The organism is Marinospirillum sp. (assembly GCF_044810985.1).
Lineage (GTDB): Bacteria > Pseudomonadota > Gammaproteobacteria > Pseudomonadales > Halomonadaceae > Marinospirillum.
Map to the genome: position 1 here is coordinate 1120464 of NZ_CP085242.1, position 19999 is coordinate 1140462.

Sequence of the window (19999 nt, forward strand, 5' to 3'; positions counted from 1 at the left end):
TTTGACATGATCCTTCCGAGCAAATTAAATAACTTATTTTTCCGTCAGAGTCCAGCTTCCATCCCAATTCTCCTGCGGTGGTATGCCACCCAACTCATCCAGCCTTTCCAGGTATAATTGATAAACACCCACATCTGGGTAATCAGCGAGTAATGCTTCAAAAGTTAGTCGGGCATCCTTAAAACGGGCACTTCTGAAAGCTGCGAGAGCTTCCTGCAAACGAGCCACTTCATCCAGTTGCTCCTGAGTGGCTTCTTCCAGGCTACAAATCGGATGAAAGACTCTCACCGGTTCCGTTTTACCTTTAACTCGAACGAGATCCAACTCACGCCACAGAAAAGCAGATTCGGCCAGCTCATGAGTGCGCTCACCCACTACTAACGTAGTGCGATAATACTTGCTGGCTCCTTCAAGGCGAGAGCCCAAATTCACTGCATCACCCAGGACGGTATAAGAACGCCGATACTCCGATCCCATATCACCGACATTCATCAAGCCTGAGTTGATACCAATACCGATACTGATTTTCGGCAAGCCTTCAGCTACAAATTCGGCAGAAAGCTTTTCTGTGGCTTGCAGCATTTTATGTGCCGCCTTGAGCGCATGCACTGCATGATCAGGATCTTTGACTGGCGCACCCCAGAAAGCCATGACCAGGTCACCGATATACTTATCAATCGTACCTCGGTTTTCAAAAATAACACCCGTAATTGGAGTAAAGTAACGATTAAGCAATCGTTTCAATTCATCCGCTTCTAGGGATTCAGAAAGAGTGGTAAACCCACGAATGTCTGAAAAGAGCACCGTAAGCTCTCGTGATTCCCCATGAAAACCAAAATCACCGGGATGCTGGCTCATTTCTTCAACCAGTTGGGGAGGCACATACTGACCAAACATATTCGCAAGGCGATGGCGGGTCAGGGATTCAAAATAGAAACCCCAGATAAAATTAAAAGTTGCCAGAACAACAACCATAAACAAAGGACTTGCCAAGGCCAAAACAATCCCATGAGACAACCACAACCAGGTAGTCAAGCCAGTAATTGCCACTGCCAGAACAGTGGCCAATAAGGTTTGCCAGATTGGTGCCAGCCAAGGTAAAAGAAACGCCAGTAATAAGCCAGCAAGGCCACTGAGCAAAAGGTTAGCACCTGGCGCCCAGGAGGGTTCCGTCAAAAATTCTTGATCCAGCATGGCTGCCATTAGATTGGCATGCACTTCCACCCCCGGATAAACCGAGTCCACCGGAGTCGCCCGCAAATCAAAAAGACCGGGGGCGGTGGTACCTACAAGAACCAGAGCACCGGCCAGTTGCTCATGATCGGCTTCACCGGCCAGCAGTTTCCATGCAGGTATATAAGGAAAGCTTCCTGCATCTCCTCGAAAAGGTATTAATAGCTGCCCATGACCATCTGTAGGCAAATGCAAAGAAGAATCCAAAGCCAGATAATCGATATGCTTAGCACCCGCTATCGTTTCTGTCTGCAGGTTCACTGTCTCCAGAAACAAGTATTGGCGTACCATCTCCAGGGACAAAGACGCAAAAAGCTGATTATTATAGCGGGCAATTAAAGGAGCCCGGCGTACAACACCATCCGTATCGGGAGCCAAACTGAAAAAGCCACTGCCCAAAGCATTCTGACCCAGAACCGGCAATGGCCCTGTATAGCCTGCCATAGCAGGCAGAGCCAGTTGCTCAACCACCTCAGGCTGATCAAGCTCAAGTGGTTGCGGAAAATGGCCACTGGCTGTTTTATCCTGATGACTGAAGGTATAACCCAGAACCACTTCGCGGCGAGAAAGAACTTCACCCAGATAGCGGTCAGTATCATAATCTGGAGCCAGATTTTGCAATTGACTTAGAAAGGCTGAATCCACCTTTTGCTGCTCAGTGGCAAGGCGGTTATAAACTTCCATTACAGGATTACGCTCTGGCTCAGCAAAAAGAATATCAAAACCAACCAGCACCGCACCAGCATCCCCAAGGTCTGTCACAAGCTCTGCTATCTTGTGCCTTGACCAAGGCCAACGTCCTTCACGACGCAGGGATTCTTCATCAATATCAACAATAACAATTGGAGTGGAAACTTGTTCAGGTTCTGGGGCTAGATGCAACTGCATGCGCAGATCATAAACCATCAGCTCCCAGCGCTCATACAAACGATCAATACCCGGAAGATGCCCAAATTGAGCCAAAAGTAAAAGGCTGCCCAGTAAGAGACTGGAAAGGACAGCCAGGCGGTGTGAAACAGTAGGCGCTAAATTTAATTTAAAAAACATCAGTTGCTTCTTTCAAAAACACCAACCCCCAACAATCCATCTGAATCTCTAAATGCAGCAATAACTCCATCTATATTTGTTCCTACAAATCGACCTTGTGTATACACAAAGTTATCAAGCTCAACTCCAGTATCACTATAAAACTCTGTTATAGTACCATCACCATACCCAATATTTGTTAAGTCAAAAGACATTAATCCTGAGCTAAAGTTAACTTCAATGTTTCCAATATCATTTACCATGTCAAAACTGTATAGTCCACCAGAAGGAAGAGTTTCTATATTGTTATGCACCTGCGTTGCAAAAACCATCCTTACTATACCTTGATCATAAGATGAATCATTAATAGTTACCTCTGCCCCTCCTCCTTCTAGAAGCCACGTTCCCCAATATACATCAGAGTCACCCATTTTTTTATGATATATTGGCTCCTGCTCCTCTAAAGAAAAATAAAAGCTGTTGGCATGCTCAGGGCTAGATAATAAAAGATCGCCATTATTCCCTGAAACCGATACACTTTCTCTATAATTTATAGAATCAGAAAAAAAAGAGCCAGCAGCAACAGGGGCACTATAATCAAATATAAAAAAACCAAAAGGCCCTGCAGCCAAACCAGTGTTATCACCCAACTCACTTGCGGGATCATCCCTGTCGGCCGTTATCGTTTCTGTAGTTGAAGCCAACATCAATTCATCCCCGGATATCTCCTGAGAGTTGTCATCTTCCCAGCCGCCATTACCGGCCTCTTCACTGTCTGCTGTCGTTTCTTCTTCATCATCATCTGCCATACTCAGGCTGGTGTCTTCCTCAAAATTCTGATCAAAGAAGTCGGGTAAATCCTCTGCACTGATTGCTTCAGGTGGTGCGCCAACAGCTGTTACCTGAGCCGCATTTTGAGCTTCTCCAGCACCGAATTCAGCTCTCCCTTGGTCATTTTCCACATAGAGGTTGCCTCGATGACTGCGTGCATAGAGGTTTTCTCCATTCTGGGTAAAGAGATCAAAAGAAGTACCACGAATCCCGATGGTACCGGCACGACTTTCGATACGATAACCATCGCCGCCAACTGCACCGGTGATGGTTCTCAACCCACCCTGAACAAGGCGTTTAACACTACTTTCACTTTCCGACTCAGGGTTATCCGAATCATGGGAAAAACTTTCAATCACAAGCTGGCTGCTTGCCGTCATGGAAATCATTTCGCCATCATCCATACGCAACTGGGCACGCCCCCCTTCCGGGGTTGAAAGGGTATCCCCCAGATAAATCAATGAACGGCGACGCAACTCTCTGGGTTCCTGGTCAGGTTGTTGTGCAGTAACTCCCTTAGTAGCAGCCAGTACCCGCCCGACCTCGACTTGTTCAGCCTGTACCGGTAAAGACAAAGCAAGAAAGAACACCAGAAGAAGGCTTGAAAAAAATATACGGTTATATTCTTGGAATTGTTTTCTCATGATTACCACTCCCTGCGGATACCCGCAGTTAACTGGGTGCGTTCATAGTCATAAACATCAAGTGTTGAACGATTGTTGATATGTTCCACTTTGGCTTCAAGCTGCCACTCCTGAGTGGGATAATAAATCCAGTTGAAACTGCCACGATGCTGTTTATCACGACGGCGTTCCATAAAAGCTGGATGGTCTTCTCCATAAGTGGATCGAGTATAGTGGTAACTTACCGTCATTTGTTGGCTTGCAGCCAGAGTTAACGCCAGGTCATTCCTCAAACCCAGGTATTCGCGTTCAAAGTGATCCAGCGTATCAGCTTGGCCGTGATCAGCACCCAGTACTGGCCCTGCGGTCAAACTCCAGGATTCATCAGGTCGAAAGTTCAGGCTGATTCCGGTTACCAAACTTCTGGTGTCTCTGTTGCTGTCTGAACCAAAATCAACCTCATTCACCTGGCCGAAAGCCTTGAAGTTAGTTTGTGCATCCAATCTGATCTGATAGTCAGCTCCCAAAGAGGCTTGGGTAACGTGAGAATCATCATGCCGCCGACTTTGCTGAAAGCTGAAGGGCACAAGCAAACGACTATTCTCACCAAGAAAAACCGGGGTTATCGTCCACCCATAGCTTAACTCATTGGAATCTCTTTCATCCAGATGGCTTCGCTGGGTTGCCTGGGCAGACAAATGAATACCCCGATCAGGCTCACGCAATTCAAAGTGGGTTACCCCAGCGTACACTTCGTTAAAAAAGTCATTTTCAGGGTCTGGTAACACCAGATTCAGTGCCTGGCCTATAGGGCTTTGTTGCAAGGCATCATTATTACTGGTCATGGAACCCACATTGGAGTCATAACCCAGGCGCAAGCCAATATAACGACTGGTGGAGCTGTCTCTGGCTGCAACAGCCCGACCTTCTTCGCGTGCTTCAATGGCCGACAGATACCACTGAATCCGCTGAGCAACCTGGGGAGGGGGTGCAGGCTCTCCGTCCAAAACCCGGTTGAAATGACGACGTGCCGCAGCCAGGTTTCCCAATTCAAAATGAGCTCTTGCCAGCTCCAGACGGGGCAGGGGAACACTGGGATCAAGCATCAGCACCCGTTCAAATGCAAAAAGAGCCTGATCATACTCCCCTACTTCCAAAGCTGCTTTGCCAAAAGCCATATCAAACCGGAAAGAACCTGCCAGTTCTGGAAGTGCATCTTTCCCCAGACTGTAAGCCTCCGAAAACTGCCTTTCCGAGTTGAGTCTCAGCATCTCTTCCAAGCGATCATCTGCATGACACAAAAAAGGAAAAAGCCCAACAAAAAAGGCGGTGCTAATTGAGAAGATTCTTATTTTACAGTACATCACCAGCCCCGTTTATCTTTACTAATGTAATAGTAGGCAAGATCAGCCCCCGGGACAAGCCCTAATAAGGGCAAAATATAAGCCATTGAAGCCTATAAAATGACTTTTATTTGCAGCAATCATTTGATATAAAGCAACAGGTACATTGCCTTAAGTTGTTATTTAGATAGCAAGGAGCATCAAACCACGATGGAAGTTAATTTGGAGCTTTATATCCGTCAACGTTGCCGAAAACTCGGAATTAGTATCAGTAGCCTGTGCCGTGAAGCAGGAATCAGTCGTCAAACACTCTACCAGAGTTGGCAGATTGGCGAAAAATATCCTTCATTGAACACTTTGGTCAATATTGCCCACGTGCTTAAAATTCACCCTCTCAGACTTTTGCAACTAATGTTCATCAAGGAAGTGCTGCCTGAGACTGTACAGTCTACACCTGGGGACTCCAGCGCTTTTGTCAGTGATGTCACTTTTCCTGACGGTGAACAAGTATTCACAGGACAACGTTTTCAAAAAGTCTGGTGTATTCAGAATGTTGGTGATATTGCCTGGAAAAACAGGGCCTTGATCTGCCAGGATGATGAATTGGTCATTTTCTCCAATACTCAAGGTGAATTGAACCTTGCACAAAGGCTGATACCTGACAATCCATGGATCGATTTGCCAGTGGTAACCCCTGGTGAAACTGTAGAAATTAAAGCCACTTTTACGGCACCTGATTCACCCGGAAGTGTTGTTTCTTACTGGAAAATGGTCAATGAAGATGGCAGCTATTGTTTTGCCAACTCCAAAGGACTTTGGGTGAAAGTTTCTGTGGTTGCCCCCACAAGAGCAGCAGGCGTCCCTGAGCAAGACTGGCAAGAAATGGTGCGACAAACTCCAAAAGACTGGCATAAACAGTGAGTTAAAGAGTTATAGCCAAAAGGTTAATAATTATTTACATGCATTGCGAGTAATATAGCACCATTTTAAATACATGTTATGGATGAGCTATGTTGCACCCTAAGCCTATAAGCGTATCTCTTGTTGCCGCCCTGGCAGCTATTTCTTATCAAACCTTTGCTTCAGAAGGAACCGGCCAGTCAACTGAATTGGATGTTTTGCAAGTCACGGGCAAACCCCTCCCCGACCAGGAAATGACTAGCAGCGAGTTGGATCAGGATATTCGCAGTGTCCAGCACATTAATCTGAAAGAAATCGACCAACCAGCTTCCCGTATAGAAGACCTTTCTTTTCTAATACCGGGGGTGCAGCAAGGGGTTGAGGACAGTGGCTTTTCAACGTCTTTACTGATGCGGGGCTTCCCGGTCACCCGCCCTGACTTTAATGGCCTGCCGGATATTCAACGTCTTTTTGTTCGTGATTTGCATACCGTGGACAGTGTTGAGGTTCTCAGTGGGCCTGATGCCATCCTAAGAGGCATCAGCTCACCCGGCGGGAGCATTCGTTATATTGGTAAGCGCCCCAGGTTTGAGCAGAAAACCACCCTGGGCATTCAGGCTTCCAGTTATGCCCCTTTTTATGAACATAACGGAACCCGCCTGACCCTGGATACCACTGGGCCGGTGAGTGACGAGTTCGCTTACCGTTTGGTGGCCGTATCTCAGGATGTTGACCTGATGCCCAATGACACCCCAGCCCAGCGAGGACATCTTCTGGGGGGCTTAACCTGGCAGTATTCGGAGTTGGGAGAACTGCGTCTGGAAAGTGAATACCAGGAAAACCGCCAGCCTTATCTTTTCGGCACCGTGATAACCAGTGATGACGAACCCGTTTATGATCGCTATTTCGCTGATCCGAACCAGGAAAGCAAGCGCCAATACCAGCGGCATGCTGGCTACTGGGAGCAGGGTTTTGATCTAAGTGAAAAAGACCGTATTACTGCCAATGCCAGATATGCTTATGCTTCGGTTGAAAGATCAGATGAGCTGACTGGTTTCTGGTCGATTCTGGATGATGACACCCTTTCCGGCTATCACACCCAGGTCGATGATGATTATACCCAAAATTCTTATCAACTTCGCCTGGGCTGGGAGCACCAGGCTCCGCTCAGCCACCAGTTAGTGCTGATATGGGATGGACACCAGGGGGACTATACCCTTGACCGTGACCAAGCGCTCTGGGATTTTGACAACAATGATTGGGCTTTTTATGTCAATACGGCTGACCCCTATCAACTGCTGGATAATCAAAATCGCCAGCCAACCACACCCGAGCAGTTACATACCAGAAGCTGGCAGGATAAAAATAAAAACACTACTCAAGGGCTGGCTTTTGCTTACCAGATGGGCACCCACTGGGGATGGCGGGAAGTTGATTGGACAGTAGGGCTTCGTCACAACACTTTTGAACAGCGCTATGCTCGTGATAGTGATGAGTTGCCGGTTGTTATGGACACCGATGGCTTGAGCTGGCAATGGGGATTCAATCTAGAACTAACCCAAGAGCTGGAAGCCCACTTGGCTCAAGGCTTATCACGACAGGTAGCTGGTAATACCCGCCGAGATCGCAATGGCACTTTCTTACCCCCTGAAGAAAACCTGCTGACCGAGCTGGGGGTTTCTCTGGATAGTCATGACTCAGTACACACAGCTGACTTGGCTCTTTATCACCTGGAAAGAGGAAAAATTGCTGAATCTGATGAAAGCTTGTCAGAAGAAGAGCAAGGCAAGTTGGATTTTACGCCTTATGTTTTAACCGGCAGCCAGACCTCAGTGGGTATAGAAAGCCAATATCGTTACCAAAAGAGAGGCTGGAACCTGGGAGTGCAAGCAAGCTATCTGGAGACCTCAGACGACCGACGTGACCAGGATGGAAGAAATCTGCCCGGCATCGCCAATACTACCGCAGGTGCCCACGCTGCCTACAAACTGCCCATCAATCGTGACACTCACTTAAGCCCCTGGTATTCAAGCCGATATGTAGGTGAGCGCTACGCTGATTCAGCCAATGAAATTTCTGTCGATGCCTATGCAGTGCATAGCCTCGGGTTAAATCTGGTTCGATCCAATACCCGTTTTTCTTTGGCTCTCAGTAATATTCTGGACGAAGAATACATTAGCTGCCTCAGCAGCACCAGCAATGTCTATCAAGGAGAAAGAAGGCGCATCTGGATCTCTGCTGAAGCAACTTTTTAAATTTCTTTGGCCTGCCTAGCAGGCCCTCAAAGCGGCATTCTGCACGATCCAGACGACCAGACTGATCAATAAAATGCCACCTGCACCCAGTGCAACCCACTGCAACCAGCTTAAGTTGTAGAAGGTTTTGCTTTTGCGCTTGGCGGGCACCTGGCGTTTTTCTGTTTTCAATTCCACCTTGTCTCTTTCTATTTCTGCTGCCGCTTCAACCAGGAGTTTGACATCCGGTGCGGCTCTTTCCAGCAGAAATTCAGCCGCTGCCTGCCAGTTGGGATTGCTTTTGCCGACGCGCAGTGTGCGCAGAGCCGAGCCAGAAGAGGTAAAGGTGGGTTTATAGCCGCTTGTTTGTTCGCTCATTATCTTCTTGAATTCCTGAGATTAAGGGTCAGTTCCAGTTGGCAGCCTGCACCCCCGGGCCGGGAGTTGATGGTCAGTTCGCTGCCCAATTCTGCGGCACGGTGGAAGAGGTTGTCCAGCCCTCGGCCTGTGCAGGAGGCTTCAGGATCAAAGCCACAGCCATTATCTTCAATAGCAATTCGCAGGTGATCAGCATCCAGCATGCGGGCACTGACCTCAACCTGGCTGGCCTGGGCATGCTTGATAACATTGGCCAGGCCTTCCTGAACAATACGCTGCAGGTTAAGAGCCTCCTGGGGAGTCATTTCCGGATAGTCCGGCAGGTCATCCACCTTCCAGACCAGTTCCAGCCCGGCTGCCTGCAAGCGCCTTTCCATGCGGTAACGAAGTTGCCCCAGCAAAGTGGCCACGTCACCATCAAAGGTTTGCAGACTGTCCATCATCAGGCGCAGATCATCCAGAACCTGCTCCAGGCAGCCACTGAGGTCTGCGACACTGGTCTGGTTGTTACGGGCCATATAGAGAGCTGTGGTGAGCTGGGAACCCAAACCATCGTGCATTTCCCGCATCAGGCGGCTGCGTTCTTTTTCTATGGCTTCTTTCTCCTGGATCTGACGCAACTGCCGGACAGCCTGGGAACGGCTTTTCTCGTAAAAATACACCAATGCTGTCAAAGCGGTAGTCGCCACCAGAATATTGGAAAAAGCTCCAGGAGTATAATCTGCAGCTTGCCAGTCTCCCAAACCGGTCAACAAAAGCCCATAAGAAGGCAGGTAAACAATGAGAATAATCAGAGTGCCGCGTTTTAATCCATTCAGAAAATACGCAAAAGGGGGAAAAGTAGCCAGCCAGACAAAACTGTAATCATGGTGTTTTTCAGCAGCAACATAGGACAAGAGCGCCAGGGCTATCAGTAAACTCGCCAGCAGGCTGCCCAGTTTCACCCTGCGACTTTTACGGAACCAGACAGCCAGACTCAAGCTGGCAACAAATGCCAGACCATCAATAACGACGAGGTGGTAAAGATGAAAATAAGTCAGGTTCAGCAGGGTAAAAAGAAAAAAAACGCCCATTGCTGCCAGCAGCATGACATTGATCAGATAGGCACGACGGTATTCACGATGGCTGGTGGCAAAACCACCATTGCAGCTGACATAGTTTTGCCAGACTTCCCTGGCATTAGGTTGCACTCGTGGCATGATGGGTTGTTCCGGCTGGCATTCTGAAAATCACACAGCAGCCCTGCCCCCCGGAGGCCCGAGTGATCTGGAGCTGCCCACCCAGTTCTTTTGCTCGCTGTTGCATGTTAACGATTCCCCTGCCTCTTGTCTGTAGGGGTTCGGGCAAGCCGTGACCGGGATCACAAATTGCAATCACCAGATCCCCCGATGCGTCCATTTCTGCGCTCAGGCTGGCCCGATTGACCCCAGCATGCTTGATGATATTGGTCAGGGCCTCCTGCACCAAGCGTTGCAGGTTCAAGGCGTCCTGGGGAGACAGCTCCCATTCCAGCGGCAAGTCATCAACCTGCCATTCCAGTTGCAAACCTGCAGCCTGCATGCGTTCCTGAAGGCGATAACGCAGCTGGCCCAAAAGACTGACCATATCCACGCCTTGCGGCTGCAGACTGTCCATCATCAGGCGCAGGTCATCCAGAATACCTTGCAGCTGGCTGGTCAGTTGCGCCTTGTCGACTTCCTGGCGTCGGGCGGCATAAAGAGCTGTGGTGAGCTGAGAACCCAGTCCATCATGCATTTCCCTGATCAGTTGATCCCGTTGCTGCTGGTTGTGAATCAAGAGTTGGCGATTCTTTTCTTTGGCGGCCACCAGTTGCTCAAGTGCTTTTTCACGATCCTGGCGCTCCTGAAATATTTTCTGGGCCACGGCCAGCGCAAAAAAAGCCATTTCTGCGGTCATCCCCATGAGTGTGCCATGGCGACCTACAAAACGGGCAAAAAAACCGTACTCCCCCATCAACAAGGGTTCCAGGCTATCCATAAAAGCCCGGCTGATATCGATACTTGCACCCAGCAGGGAGCAGAGCAAACCGATCAACAAAAGGCTGGGCGGTCGCAACCCTTTGCGCCAACTAGCATAAATAATAAACAAAGTCAGAGGGGTAACAACCAGAACCAGGAGTAGCGTCAGTTGGTAGGCCAGAGCATAGTCATGAAATATCTGCAAAGCAGCCAGAGTCATGATGCCCAGAAGGGTATAAAAAGCTTTCAGCAAACGGGGAGAGGTTTGTTTGAGGTGGAAAAAAGCCCGTACAAACATAAGGCTGGTCAGGGTGGTTACCAAAGGCCAGAAAACAACCATCCCGTCATTGAAACCCGGCCAATGACTGAACAGCGGATTTACGGAAAACTCTCCGGCGATGGTCATGGCCATGACCAGTATACTCAGTGCCATTCCGCCAAAATAAAGAAAAAGCCGGTCTCTTAATGCCAGAAAAATAAATAAAAAGAAAAAGCCCAGTCCACCCAGAACACCATAATGCCAGCTCAACCAACGGGCTTCCTGCTGATTGAAGCGTTGAAAATCGTCTGCTTCCCATAAGAGCAGTTGGTTATTGGCTAAACCCTGGGTCTGAATACGGACATAGGCTGTCCGGCTTTCTTCCGGCTGCAGCTCAAAAGGAAAGGCAAAACGTTGGTGCCAGTTGGGCCTGGATTCCAAGGGCAGGTGGTCGCCGGAATGCTGGCTGACCCACCCCGTATCCTCCTGCCACCAGTAGACACTGACATAATCCAGCAGGGTGAAAGGGGCAACGAGCAACCAATCCGACTCTTCAGCAGCCTGGCCGGTAATTTGCAATCGATACCAATGCGCAGCAGAGTCAAATCCCAGACTTCCAGGAGACTGGCTTTGCCAACGCTCTGCAGGCAAGTTTCGCACTGCCTGAAAATCCAGCTGCCCTTCAGGGTCGCGATAGTAGTCCAGGGGCTGGTTGATCGCCTGCCCAAAATAGTGATCTTTTTCGACCTGGATTTCCGGCTGGGCCTGGGCAAAAAAAGGCAGCAGCAGTAGCAACAAACCAAACAACCTGGGCATGCGTTTAATCCAGATTTCGCATGTCCAGCAGCCCCTGACGGGTTGCGGCAAAAACAGCTTCATTTTTGGTTTTGACCGACAGCTTGCGGTAGAGGTTTTTGATGTGGGAATTCACGGTATGACTGGACACCGAAAGCTCATCCGCGACTTCCCGATAGGTATAGCCTCGTGCCAGCAGCTTCAGGAGCTGCATTTCCCGTTTGGTCAGAGAGATACCTGACACCGCAGCCTGGTCGGGTTCTTCGCTCTGCCGCATTTTTTTCAAGAGGTGGCGGGCAATCATCGGGCTCATGGGGCTCCCGCCATCCACCAGTTGGATAATGTGTTCAGCCAGGCTTTCATCATCCATATCCTTGAGCAGATAACCACTGGCACCCGCCTCGATGGCCTGGATCACATGGCCTTCATCCCCAAACATACTGACCACCATCACTTCCGTGGCCGGGCAGTGGTGCGCCGCTTCAGTGATGACCTCCAGTCCGGAACCATCCGGCAAACCCAGATCCACCAGCAAAACCCGCGGACAGTTATCCCCCAGAAGCGCCTTGCCCTCCCGGACACTGGTGGCTTCACCGATCCAGGTGAGTTGGGGCTGCTTTTCTATGGAAGCTTTGAAGCGCTGGCGAACGGCTGGATCATCTTCAACCAGAGCAACGCTGATGGGCTGACGGGTCATTTTTTCACCTTGATAAGGCTGTAGGAAGAAACACTAGGCTAGAGTGTGCAATAAACCCAGCCGTCCGCCAATAGCAGAGATCAGGGAAGTTGCAGAAGATTCTGGAGGTTTTTTTCCAGCTCGTCAGCCAGTTGCTGCTCATCCACCTGACGCAATTTGGCCAGGGTTTTCAGTACCTGGAGAATATTGGCCGGTTCATTGCGCTGGCCTTGCTGGCCGTTCAAGGGCATGTCCGGGCTGTCGGTTTCCAGCAGGAAAGAGGAGACAGGCAGGTGGGCGGCCACCCGGCGCAGTTTCTGAGCACGCGGGTAAGTCAGAGCACCGCCCAAGCCCAGCTTGAAGCCCAGCTCCACGAGTTTTTCGGCCTGCTGCTGGCTGCCGGAAAAGGCATGCGCCAAGCCGCCCTGGGGTAACTGCAACTGGCGCAGTCGCTGGGTGACCTCATCCATGGCTTTGCGGATATGCAGCACCACGGGGAGGTTGAATTTTTTAGCCAGTTTGAGCTGGGCATCAAAGATAGACCACTGACGGTCCTTTTCCTTTTGACTGGGTGAGTTCCAGAAGTCGATGCCGATTTCCCCGACCGCAACCACTTCTGGATGGCTTTCAAGCCATTGTTCGAGGTCAGCCAAATGCTCTTCGCGGTGCTCCTCCATAAAATAAGGATGCAGACCCAGGCAGGGGTGAATATCAGGATGAGAAGCCGCGAGATCCAGAGTCCGCTGCCAGGTGGCTGCTGTGGTGCCCGGCAGGATAAAACGCCTGACGCCCATTTCTCGCGCCCTCTGCAACATGGCTTCCCGATCCGAATCAAAATCCGGGAAATCCAGATGGCAATGAGCATCCGTCAGCAGCATCAAGTCACCTTCAAGCGCCCGGCAGGTCGCGCATGATCATGGCATATTCCAGGTCGTTTTCAGTCAAGGCTTCACCGGGCAGAGGAAGACGCACGAAGTAACCGGTGCCGGGGGCTACATCCAGAGCAAAGCCATTCTTGCGATTTTCCAGGGCATCCAGTTTAAAACGGCGGTTACCGGAGGGGGTCATGATCTCCAGGGTGTCGCCCTTCTGAAACTTGTTTTTGACTTCCACTTCCAGCCAGCCACGGTCATCCACACCCAGCACTTCGCCCACAAACTGCTGATGCACACCGACCGAATTGCCGGTTTCATAGTTCTGGTATTCATCATGGACGTGACGGCGATAAAAGCCTTCGGTGTAACCCCGGTTGGCCAGATTTTCCAGGGCATTCATCAGATCCATATCAAAAGGACGCCCCGCCACGGCATCGTCTATGGCACGGCGATACACCTGGGTGGTACGGGCCACGTAATACTGGCTTTTGGTACGGCCTTCAATCTTCAGCGAATCTATGCCCATTTCCGCCAGACGCGCGACATGCTGCACGGCACGCAGATCCTTGGAGTTCATGATGTAGGTGCCGTGCTCATCTTCATAGATGGGCATCAGCTCACCGGGGCGGCCCGCTTCGGAAATCAGCGCCGAGAGTTCTTCCTGACCTTCAGTACCCCCGGCTGTTTTGCTGGAGGCCATGCCCTGATCCGGCGTCCAGATGCCCTGTTCACTGGCCTGGGCCAGAGGGATCAAATCGCCTGTGGCATCGGTGGTGGTTTGTACTGTGTCGTATTTCCAGCGACAGGCATTGGTGCAGGTGCCCTGATTCGGGTCACGATGATTAAAGTAACCGGAAAGCAGGCAGCGCCCGGAGTAGGCAATGCAAAGCGCGCCATGAACAAAGGTTTCCAGCTCCATGGTCGGGCATTCCTGGCGGATTTCGGCAATCTCATCCAGGGACAGCTCACGCGATAGTATGATGCGTTGTACGCCGAGCTTTTCCCAGAAGCGTACCGCTGCATAGTTGACCACATTGGCCTGCACCGAAAGGTGAATCACCTGATCCGGCCATTTTTCGCGCACCATCATGATCAAACCGGGATCGGACATGATCAGCGCATCCGGCTTCATCTCTATCACCGGTTCCATATCCTTCAGATAGCTGCGCACCTTGGTGTTGTGGGGCGCGATATTACTTGCCACAAAAAAGAGCTTGCCGCGCTGGTGAGCGTATTCAATCCCCTCGCCCAGTTTCTGCAGCTTGAAGTCGTTATTGCGCACGCGCAGGCTGTAGCGCGGCTGACCGGCATAGACGGCATCGGCACCATAGGCGAAGGCATACTGCATGTTGCGGAAGGTTCCCGCAGGGGAGAGAAGCTCGGGAGATTTCATGAAAAAGTAATACCTGAGTGTTTAGCTGGGTTAAAGAACTATCTTAACATGATTTTCTGCTATATTAACGCCTATGAGCACTTGCAATGAACATCAATGCCGACCGGGTTGTGGCGCCTGCTGTATTGCCCCTTCCATCAGCACCCCCACGCCCGGCCACCCGCAAGGAAAAGCCGCTGGCCAGCGCTGCGCTCACTTGAACAGTGAGCTTTTGTGTGATCTTTTTGGTCACAAAGATAGACCCGCTGCCTGTGCTGCTTTTCACTTTGACGTCAGTGTTTGCGGGGCACACAGGAATGAAGCACTGGACAGGATTCAGTGGTTGGAAGAAGCAACTCACATATAACAAGAATCAGGATTTTCTATGCATCAGGTTTTTATCATCGGCGCAGCCGGTCGTCAGGATGGTCAGGGCAGTCTGACTGAGCTGGATAAACTGCGCGAACAGGTCACTGAAGCAGGTCTCAAGCTGGAGCGCCTGGTGATTGACCCATTAAAGGCCGGCTGGTCTTCGCCTCAAGCCAGAAATCATTTTCGCTCGGGCTGTGGCCCTTTGGAAGCCCTGGCTTACGCCCACACCCAGCTTAAGGAAGGGGCTTTTGAGGCGGTGCTGATTGAAGGTCAGGATGCCATTAAAACCGGTTATTCACGGGAAGAGCGGGATCAGTTGATGCAGGAGGTTTTTGGCCCGGATTATCCGCTGCCCGAAGCTTATACGGATCTGGCCCGCTCTTTCTGCCATCAACAGGGTTTGAGCTTTGATGATTTTCGAAAACTGCGCGATGCTTTATTTGCCAACTATCGCCGTTCTGCCCCGAAAGTTGAGGTAGAGGAACGCTGGTTTGCAGAAATCACCGAGCTTTTTCGCGGTGTCGATTGCGCCAATCCCTACACGGATTATTCCGGTAGCTTACTGCTGACCCGTGCTGATCTGCTGGGCAGCTTTGATCTTTCGAACCCTCCTATAGCCGTCAAAGGGGTAGGTATCGGCTTTGCTCAGGGCGACGGTGCCGATCATCTGGAAGAACTGGCAGACTACTGGCATCTGGAAAAAGCCGTTCACTACGCCAACCTGGAAGCCGAGCTGGAATTTGCTGAAGTGTTCAATCAGGGCCAAGCGCTGCTTGAGGCCTACACCTGCTATCCGGTGGTGCCTCTGGCGTTGTTGCTGAGAGGGGATTTTGTTCAGGATCTTCAGGCAATTCCGGCCTGGCTGGAGCAGCATCGTCTGACGTTGAAAGGCGGCATGAACCTGAATCGCGCTCCCTGGAACCTACCGGCACTGCGCGCCCTGATTGAAATGACCCAGGCTTTGCATAATAATCCCGACCTGATAGGCGGGGTGCATGGCAATGGAGGACTGGGCTATAAACAAGGTTTTGCCATTTTAGGTGGGAACCCGTAAGCTGCTTAGCTATCTAATCTGCTGAATTCGCAATAACCACTGGAGAAACAAACCATGCGTTACGACGCTCAAACTGCACAGGCGCAATCCAAAACGATCAGCGCTGAAGCACACAAGGTACTGCGCAACACCTATATGCTGCTGGCCATGACTCTGGCTTTCAGTGCGGTCACGGCTTTTTTCGCCATGGCGACCAATCTGCAACTGAACATTTTTGTGTTCTTCATTGGTGCTTACGGCTTTATGTTTCTGACTCACAAGCTGGCTGATTCCGCTTGGGGCCTGCTGAGTGTCTTCGGCTTCACCGGCTTTATGGGGCTTTCCCTGGGGCCCATCCTGAATATGTACCTGGGTGCAGGCATGGGTAATGTTGTGGTTTCCGCATTCGCCATGACAGCACTGGTTTTCTTCGGTCTTTCTGCCGTGGCCCTGGTCACCAAAAAAGACTTCAGCTTCCTGGGTAAATTCCTGCTGGTCGGCGGCCTGGTTCTGATTGCCGGTGTCATTGCCAACCTCTTCCTGGGTATGGGCGGTTTGCATCTAGCCATCAGTGCTGGCTTTGTGATCTTCGCTTCTGCGTTGATTCTTTTCCAGACCAGTGAAATCATTCACGGCGGTGAAACCAACTACATCCGCGCCACGGTTGGCCTCTTTGTAGCCATCTACAACCTGTTCATCAGCCTGCTGTCACTTCTGGGTATGAGCAACGAATAACCCATGGCAGTTTTTGCACTGAACATTTGCGGGGCGCCCTACTCAAGTCAGGCGCCCTTTTCTGCGTTAAGGTTTGCCAGAGCGGCCCTGGCTGCAGGCCATTCCATTCAGCGGGTCTTCTTCTATCAGGAAGGCGTGCTGGTGGCCAATGCCTTGAGCTGCCCGCCCCAGGATGAAACCCACCTGACCCAAGCCTGGCAACAACTGGCTGAAGAACATCAACTGGAACTGGTGGTTTGTGTGGCAGCGGCTTTGAAACGCGGTATTGTCGATGCCAAAGAAGCCACCCGACACAGGCTGGAACATCACAATCTGGCTGACGGTTTTTCTCTTTCCGGCCTCGGGCAATTGATTGACAGCCTCAGCCACGCCGACCGAACAGTGACTTTCACCTCATGAGTAGACCCGATTTTGATCTGCTGGTGATCCTGACACAGCCACCTCTGGCCGGGACTGCCGCGAAAGAAGGCCTGGATACGGCACTGGTCAGCGCCACTTTTGAACAGAAAACAGCACTGGCATTTCTCGGTGAAGGGGTTCTGCAACTGGTCAAGGGTCAACAACCGGATCAGCTGCAACTCAAGGGCATTCAGTCCATGCTCAAGGCACTGCCTTTTTATGATTTGCAGGCGGTCTATACCGATGCTCTGGCTTTGCAGCAATTCAGCCTGAGTTCTGATCAACTGCTGCTGAAAAATCAGCCTGCCACCGCTGAACAACTGCAGCAACTGATTGCCAAAACGACCAACACTCTGGTGTTTTAACATGGCCAGCCTTCACCAACTCAACTCCATACAAAAGCTGCCCCACTGCCTGCGTCTGCTGGCTGCGGGCGATCAACTCCTGTTGACGGAAACCGCCGTCACCCTGGTTCTGGATACCGAGTCTTTGCAACAGCTACCTGCTGGTGTGGAGTTGCTGGCCCTGGCCGATGATTTACTTGCCCGCGGGCTGAGTGAAAAGCTGCCCTCTGGTGTGAAAGGCATTTCCGATGCCCAGTGGGTTGAAACCACCTTGGAGGCTGAACGTGTCTGCAGTTGGTGATGCCTCTTTACCTCCACTTGATCCCGAAGGCTATCTGGAAAACCTGCAGGATTGGTCTCCTGACGTTGCTGAATCCCTGGCAGCCCAGGAAGGCAAAAAGCTGACTTCTGAACACTGGGAAATCCTCTGGCTGCTGCGCCAGTTTTATCAGGAATTTGAACTCTCCCCGGCCATGCGCCCCTTCAGCAAATACCTCCGCCAGGAACTGGGCCCTGAGAAGGCGCGCAGCATCTACCTGATGCAGCTCTTTGGTGAAAGCCCCGCCAAAACAGCAGCCCGATTGGCCGGTTTGCCCAAGCCGGATAATTGTCTTTAGAGCACGACTTACCCTACAATGGGTCAATTTTCTCGCTTTGCCCATTGTTTATCCAAGGAAATTCTATGACCGACAGTAAAAGGGTCGACAACCTGAATGTTGCCGCCCAGGAAATTTTGATCACTCCGGATCGTCTCAAAGACAAACTGCCTTTAACCGAAGCGGCGGAAAAAACCGTTTTCGAGGGTCGCCAGGTTATTCAACGCATTTTAAACCGCGAAGATCCGCGCCTGTTTATCGTCATCGGCCCTTGCTCCATCCATGATGTCGATGCCGCACTGGACTATGCCCAGCGTCTGAAGGAACTGGCTGACAAGGTCGGTGATACTCTTTATCTGGTGATGCGTGTTTACTTTGAAAAGCCCCGCACCACGGTCGGCTGGAAAGGCCTGGTCAATGACCCGCATATGGATGACTCCTTCCAGATTGAAGAAGGTCTGCATATTGGCCGCAAGCTGCTGGTTGATCTGTCTGAAATGGGCCTGCCACTGGCAACCGAAGCTCTGGACCCGATTTCCCCCCAGTACATGCAGGACTGCATTGCCTGGAGCGCCATCGGTGCCCGTACCACTGAATCCCAGACCCACCGCGAAATGTCCAGCGGCCTCTCCTGCCCGGTCGGCTTCAAGAATGGCACCGATGGCAGCCTGGATGTTGCCGTCAACGCCCTGAAATCCATGGCGCATCCGCACAATTTCCTCGGCATCAACAATGAAGGCCAGGTGGCGATCATTCGCACCAAGGGCAACAGCTTTGGTCACGTAGTACTGCGCGGCGGCAATGGCAAGCCCAATTATGACTCCGTCAGCGTCAAACTCTGTGAAGCCGACCTGCACAAAGCAGGCCTGGCTCCGAACATCATGATTGATTGCAGCCATGCCAACTCCAACAAGGACCCCGGCCTGCAACCCCTGGTGCTGGATAACGTCACCCACCAGATCATGGACGGCAATGAATCCATTGTCGGCTTGATGGTGGAATCCAACCTGGGCTGGGGTAACCAGAAAATCCCTCAGGACAAATCCCAGCTGCAATACGGCGTATCGGTCACCGATGCCTGCATCGACTGGGACACCACTGAAAAAACCCTGACGGAAATGGCTGAAAAACTACGTCCGGTATTGGAAGAACGCCGCCAGAGAGCTGCCAATAACAGCTAGGCTTTTGTTCATTCGCCAAAATAAAAGGCGGCCCCTGAAGGTGGCCGCCTTTTAAAAAGCATCACAGAAGAGCAGAAACTTGTTAACCTTTACTTCTCGCCCTGTGAATCATCAATCAAGTCTTTTTCCTTGCCCTGGGTTCCTAAAATTTCTTCGCGGAAAACAGCCAGTTTTTCATGCACCAGTTCCTGAGTGCGGCGGGCATTACTTTCAATATCCCCTTCAAAGACATTGAAACCCTGCAGGATATCCGCTGCTTCATCAAACCCCTTATCAATGGCCGGAGCTATGATTGACAGAAATTTGTCCAGCACCTCTTCTTCACTCAGATCTGGATGCTGTTTCTTGAAAGCTTCAAAATAACCGGTGGCACCCGTGTAAATACGGTCAGCAGTCCGCTCCGGCGACCAGTAATCTTCCTCACCTTCAACGCCTGAGGTTTTGGCAGCCAGCTTATCCAGGCTGAAGTTTTCATCGCCCAGTTCCTTGCGCAAGACTTCTTCCAGCTGAGTCACTACTTCCTGATAGTTAATCTTCTGGGCATTGGCGCTACTGTTTTTAGCTTTGCCGAACATCGCCTGCAAAAGCCCCTGGTTAGCCTCAACCGTCGATTCAGCCTGACGCGCCTTCCAATCCGTATCTTTTTCCTTATCAGGGGTTTCTGGGGCATCCGTGCGCTTGTCTGCCAACACTTCAGCGGCACGTGCCTTGGGCGGGTTCGCCTGGCCGGGTGTGGTCACAGGTGTGGGTGGTATTGAAAAATGTTCGCTGGACATAGCCTAGCCCTCATCAAATGTATTATGCACATTAGAGGA

General features: G+C 51.0%; 20 protein-coding genes. 10 read left to right on the forward strand and 10 right to left on the reverse strand.

Annotation, left to right across the window (positions count from 1 at the left end; all coding sequences use genetic code 11):
* Positions 1–33: 33 nt before the first annotated feature.
* Genes LG323_RS05330 through LG323_RS05340 form a run of 3 tightly spaced genes read right to left on the reverse strand, consistent with a single transcriptional unit; the run spans position 34 to position 5014 of the window.
* Positions 34–2280, reverse strand: a complete 2247-nt coding sequence (locus LG323_RS05330; protein WP_404419688.1) for a CHASE2 domain-containing protein — start codon at positions 2278–2280, stop codon at positions 34–36.
* Positions 2280–3734: a FecR domain-containing protein gene (locus LG323_RS05335; RefSeq protein WP_404419690.1), complete on the reverse strand. Its 1455-nt coding sequence runs from the start codon at positions 3732–3734 to the stop codon at positions 2280–2282. The genes LG323_RS05330 and LG323_RS05335 overlap by 1 nt, the downstream gene beginning before the upstream one ends.
* 2 nt (positions 3735–3736) lie before the next feature.
* On the reverse strand, positions 3737–5014 hold the full coding sequence (locus LG323_RS05340; protein ID WP_404419692.1) for a tetratricopeptide repeat protein: 1278 nt from the start codon (positions 5012–5014) through the stop codon (positions 3737–3739).
* Between the two features lie 252 nt (positions 5015–5266).
* Here LG323_RS05340 and LG323_RS05345 point away from each other — a divergent pair, with 252 nt between their 5' ends.
* Both LG323_RS05345 and LG323_RS05350 read left to right on the forward strand, forming a co-directional pair.
* Complete coding sequence (locus tag LG323_RS05345; RefSeq protein ID WP_404419694.1) at positions 5267–5977, forward strand: NBR1-Ig-like domain-containing protein; 711 nt, start codon at positions 5267–5269, stop codon at positions 5975–5977.
* 89 nt (positions 5978–6066) lie between these two features.
* A complete protein-coding gene (locus LG323_RS05350) occupies positions 6067–8211 on the forward strand; it encodes a TonB-dependent siderophore receptor (RefSeq protein ID WP_404419696.1) in 2145 nt (714 codons plus the stop codon).
* Between the two features lie 15 nt (positions 8212–8226).
* Here LG323_RS05350 and LG323_RS05355 read toward each other — a convergent pair whose 3' ends face one another.
* The 6 genes from LG323_RS05355 to yegQ all read right to left on the reverse strand — a co-directional run bounded on the left by LG323_RS05355 (position 8227) and on the right by yegQ (position 14545).
* Positions 8227–8568 carry a hypothetical protein gene (locus LG323_RS05355; protein WP_404419698.1) on the reverse strand — a complete coding sequence of 114 codons (342 nt, stop codon included), beginning with the start codon at positions 8566–8568 and terminating at the stop codon, positions 8227–8229.
* Positions 8568–9767: a sensor histidine kinase gene (locus LG323_RS05360; protein WP_404419700.1), complete on the reverse strand. Its 1200-nt coding sequence runs from the start codon at positions 9765–9767 to the stop codon at positions 8568–8570. Before LG323_RS05360 ends, LG323_RS05355 begins: the two co-directional genes overlap by 1 nt.
* Entirely contained in the window at positions 9748–11622 is a 1875-nt protein-coding gene (locus tag LG323_RS05365; RefSeq protein WP_404419702.1) for a 7TM-DISM domain-containing protein, read from the reverse strand. The genes LG323_RS05360 and LG323_RS05365 overlap by 20 nt, the downstream gene beginning before the upstream one ends.
* Positions 11623–11626: 4 nt before the next feature.
* Complete coding sequence (locus LG323_RS05370; protein WP_404419704.1) at positions 11627–12298, reverse strand: response regulator; 672 nt, start codon at positions 12296–12298, stop codon at positions 11627–11629.
* Positions 12299–12378: 80 nt separating this feature from the next.
* A complete protein-coding gene (locus LG323_RS05375) occupies positions 12379–13155 on the reverse strand; it encodes a TatD family hydrolase (RefSeq protein ID WP_404419706.1) in 777 nt (258 codons plus the stop codon).
* A 10-nt stretch (positions 13156–13165) separates the two neighbouring features.
* Positions 13166–14545 carry a tRNA 5-hydroxyuridine modification protein YegQ gene (gene yegQ / locus LG323_RS05380; protein ID WP_404419708.1) on the reverse strand — a complete coding sequence of 460 codons (1380 nt, stop codon included), beginning with the start codon at positions 14543–14545 and terminating at the stop codon, positions 13166–13168.
* Between the two features lie 73 nt (positions 14546–14618).
* Here yegQ and LG323_RS05385 point away from each other — a divergent pair, with 73 nt between their 5' ends.
* From LG323_RS05385 to LG323_RS05420, 8 genes are all read left to right on the forward strand, one after another.
* Positions 14619–14891, forward strand: coding sequence for a YkgJ family cysteine cluster protein (locus LG323_RS05385; RefSeq protein ID WP_404419710.1), 273 nt, complete (start codon positions 14619–14621; stop codon positions 14889–14891).
* An 18-nt stretch (positions 14892–14909) separates the two neighbouring features.
* Positions 14910–15950: a hypothetical protein gene (locus LG323_RS05390; RefSeq protein ID WP_404419712.1), complete on the forward strand. Its 1041-nt coding sequence runs from the start codon at positions 14910–14912 to the stop codon at positions 15948–15950.
* 54 nt (positions 15951–16004) lie between these two features.
* On the forward strand, positions 16005–16664 hold the full coding sequence (locus LG323_RS05395; protein ID WP_404419714.1) for a Bax inhibitor-1/YccA family protein: 660 nt from the start codon (positions 16005–16007) through the stop codon (positions 16662–16664).
* Positions 16665–16667: 3 nt separating this feature from the next.
* Positions 16668–17063 carry a sulfurtransferase complex subunit TusD gene (gene tusD / locus LG323_RS05400; RefSeq protein ID WP_404419716.1) on the forward strand — a complete coding sequence of 132 codons (396 nt, stop codon included), beginning with the start codon at positions 16668–16670 and terminating at the stop codon, positions 17061–17063.
* Positions 17060–17428: a sulfurtransferase complex subunit TusC gene (gene tusC, locus LG323_RS05405; RefSeq protein ID WP_404419718.1), complete on the forward strand. Its 369-nt coding sequence runs from the start codon at positions 17060–17062 to the stop codon at positions 17426–17428. Before tusD ends, tusC begins: the two co-directional genes overlap by 4 nt.
* 1 nt (position 17429) lies before the next feature.
* Entirely contained in the window at positions 17430–17708 is a 279-nt protein-coding gene (gene tusB / locus LG323_RS05410) for a sulfurtransferase complex subunit TusB (protein ID WP_404419719.1), read from the forward strand.
* A complete protein-coding gene (locus LG323_RS05415; RefSeq protein WP_404419721.1) occupies positions 17692–18024 on the forward strand; it encodes a TusE/DsrC/DsvC family sulfur relay protein in 333 nt (110 codons plus the stop codon). Before tusB ends, LG323_RS05415 begins: the two co-directional genes overlap by 17 nt.
* A 65-nt stretch (positions 18025–18089) precedes the next feature.
* Positions 18090–19184, forward strand: a complete 1095-nt coding sequence (locus LG323_RS05420; protein WP_404419723.1) for a 3-deoxy-7-phosphoheptulonate synthase — start codon at positions 18090–18092, stop codon at positions 19182–19184.
* Positions 19185–19273: 89 nt separating this feature from the next.
* Here LG323_RS05420 and LG323_RS05425 read toward each other — a convergent pair whose 3' ends face one another.
* Complete coding sequence (locus LG323_RS05425; protein ID WP_404419725.1) at positions 19274–19960, reverse strand: DUF5610 domain-containing protein; 687 nt, start codon at positions 19958–19960, stop codon at positions 19274–19276.
* Positions 19961–19999 lie beyond the last annotated feature (39 nt).

What these genes read in the sequence shown, in the direction of transcription:
- tusD (WP_404419716.1), top strand. Translation starts at nt 16,668, where the DNA reads ATGGCAGTTTTTGCACTGAACATTTGCGGGGCGCCCTACTCAAGTCAG.
- LG323_RS05390 (WP_404419712.1), top strand. Translation starts at nt 14,910, where the DNA reads ATGCATCAGGTTTTTATCATCGGCGCAGCCGGTCGTCAGGATGGTCAG.
- LG323_RS05395 (WP_404419714.1), top strand. Translation starts at nt 16,005, where the DNA reads ATGCGTTACGACGCTCAAACTGCACAGGCGCAATCCAAAACGATCAGC.
- LG323_RS05420 (WP_404419723.1), top strand. Translation starts at nt 18,090, where the DNA reads ATGACCGACAGTAAAAGGGTCGACAACCTGAATGTTGCCGCCCAGGAA.
- LG323_RS05350 (WP_404419696.1), top strand. Translation starts at nt 6,067, where the DNA reads ATGTTGCACCCTAAGCCTATAAGCGTATCTCTTGTTGCCGCCCTGGCA.
- tusB (WP_404419719.1), top strand. Translation starts at nt 17,430, where the DNA reads ATGGCCAGCCTTCACCAACTCAACTCCATACAAAAGCTGCCCCACTGC.
- LG323_RS05365 (WP_404419702.1), bottom strand. Translation starts at nt 11,622, where the DNA reads ATGCCCAGGTTGTTTGGTTTGTTGCTACTGCTGCTGCCTTTTTTTGCC.
- LG323_RS05335 (WP_404419690.1), bottom strand. Translation starts at nt 3,734, where the DNA reads ATGAGAAAACAATTCCAAGAATATAACCGTATATTTTTTTCAAGCCTT.
- LG323_RS05330 (WP_404419688.1), bottom strand. Translation starts at nt 2,280, where the DNA reads ATGTTTTTTAAATTAAATTTAGCGCCTACTGTTTCACACCGCCTGGCT.
- yegQ (WP_404419708.1), bottom strand. Translation starts at nt 14,545, where the DNA reads ATGAAATCTCCCGAGCTTCTCTCCCCTGCGGGAACCTTCCGCAACATG.
- tusC (WP_404419718.1), top strand. Translation starts at nt 17,060, where the DNA reads ATGAGTAGACCCGATTTTGATCTGCTGGTGATCCTGACACAGCCACCT.
- LG323_RS05370 (WP_404419704.1), bottom strand. Translation starts at nt 12,298, where the DNA reads ATGACCCGTCAGCCCATCAGCGTTGCTCTGGTTGAAGATGATCCAGCC.
- LG323_RS05360 (WP_404419700.1), bottom strand. Translation starts at nt 9,767, where the DNA reads ATGCCACGAGTGCAACCTAATGCCAGGGAAGTCTGGCAAAACTATGTC.
- LG323_RS05425 (WP_404419725.1), bottom strand. Translation starts at nt 19,960, where the DNA reads ATGTCCAGCGAACATTTTTCAATACCACCCACACCTGTGACCACACCC.
- LG323_RS05355 (WP_404419698.1), bottom strand. Translation starts at nt 8,568, where the DNA reads ATGAGCGAACAAACAAGCGGCTATAAACCCACCTTTACCTCTTCTGGC.
- LG323_RS05345 (WP_404419694.1), top strand. Translation starts at nt 5,267, where the DNA reads ATGGAAGTTAATTTGGAGCTTTATATCCGTCAACGTTGCCGAAAACTC.
- LG323_RS05375 (WP_404419706.1), bottom strand. Translation starts at nt 13,155, where the DNA reads ATGCTGCTGACGGATGCTCATTGCCATCTGGATTTCCCGGATTTTGAT.
- LG323_RS05385 (WP_404419710.1), top strand. Translation starts at nt 14,619, where the DNA reads ATGAGCACTTGCAATGAACATCAATGCCGACCGGGTTGTGGCGCCTGC.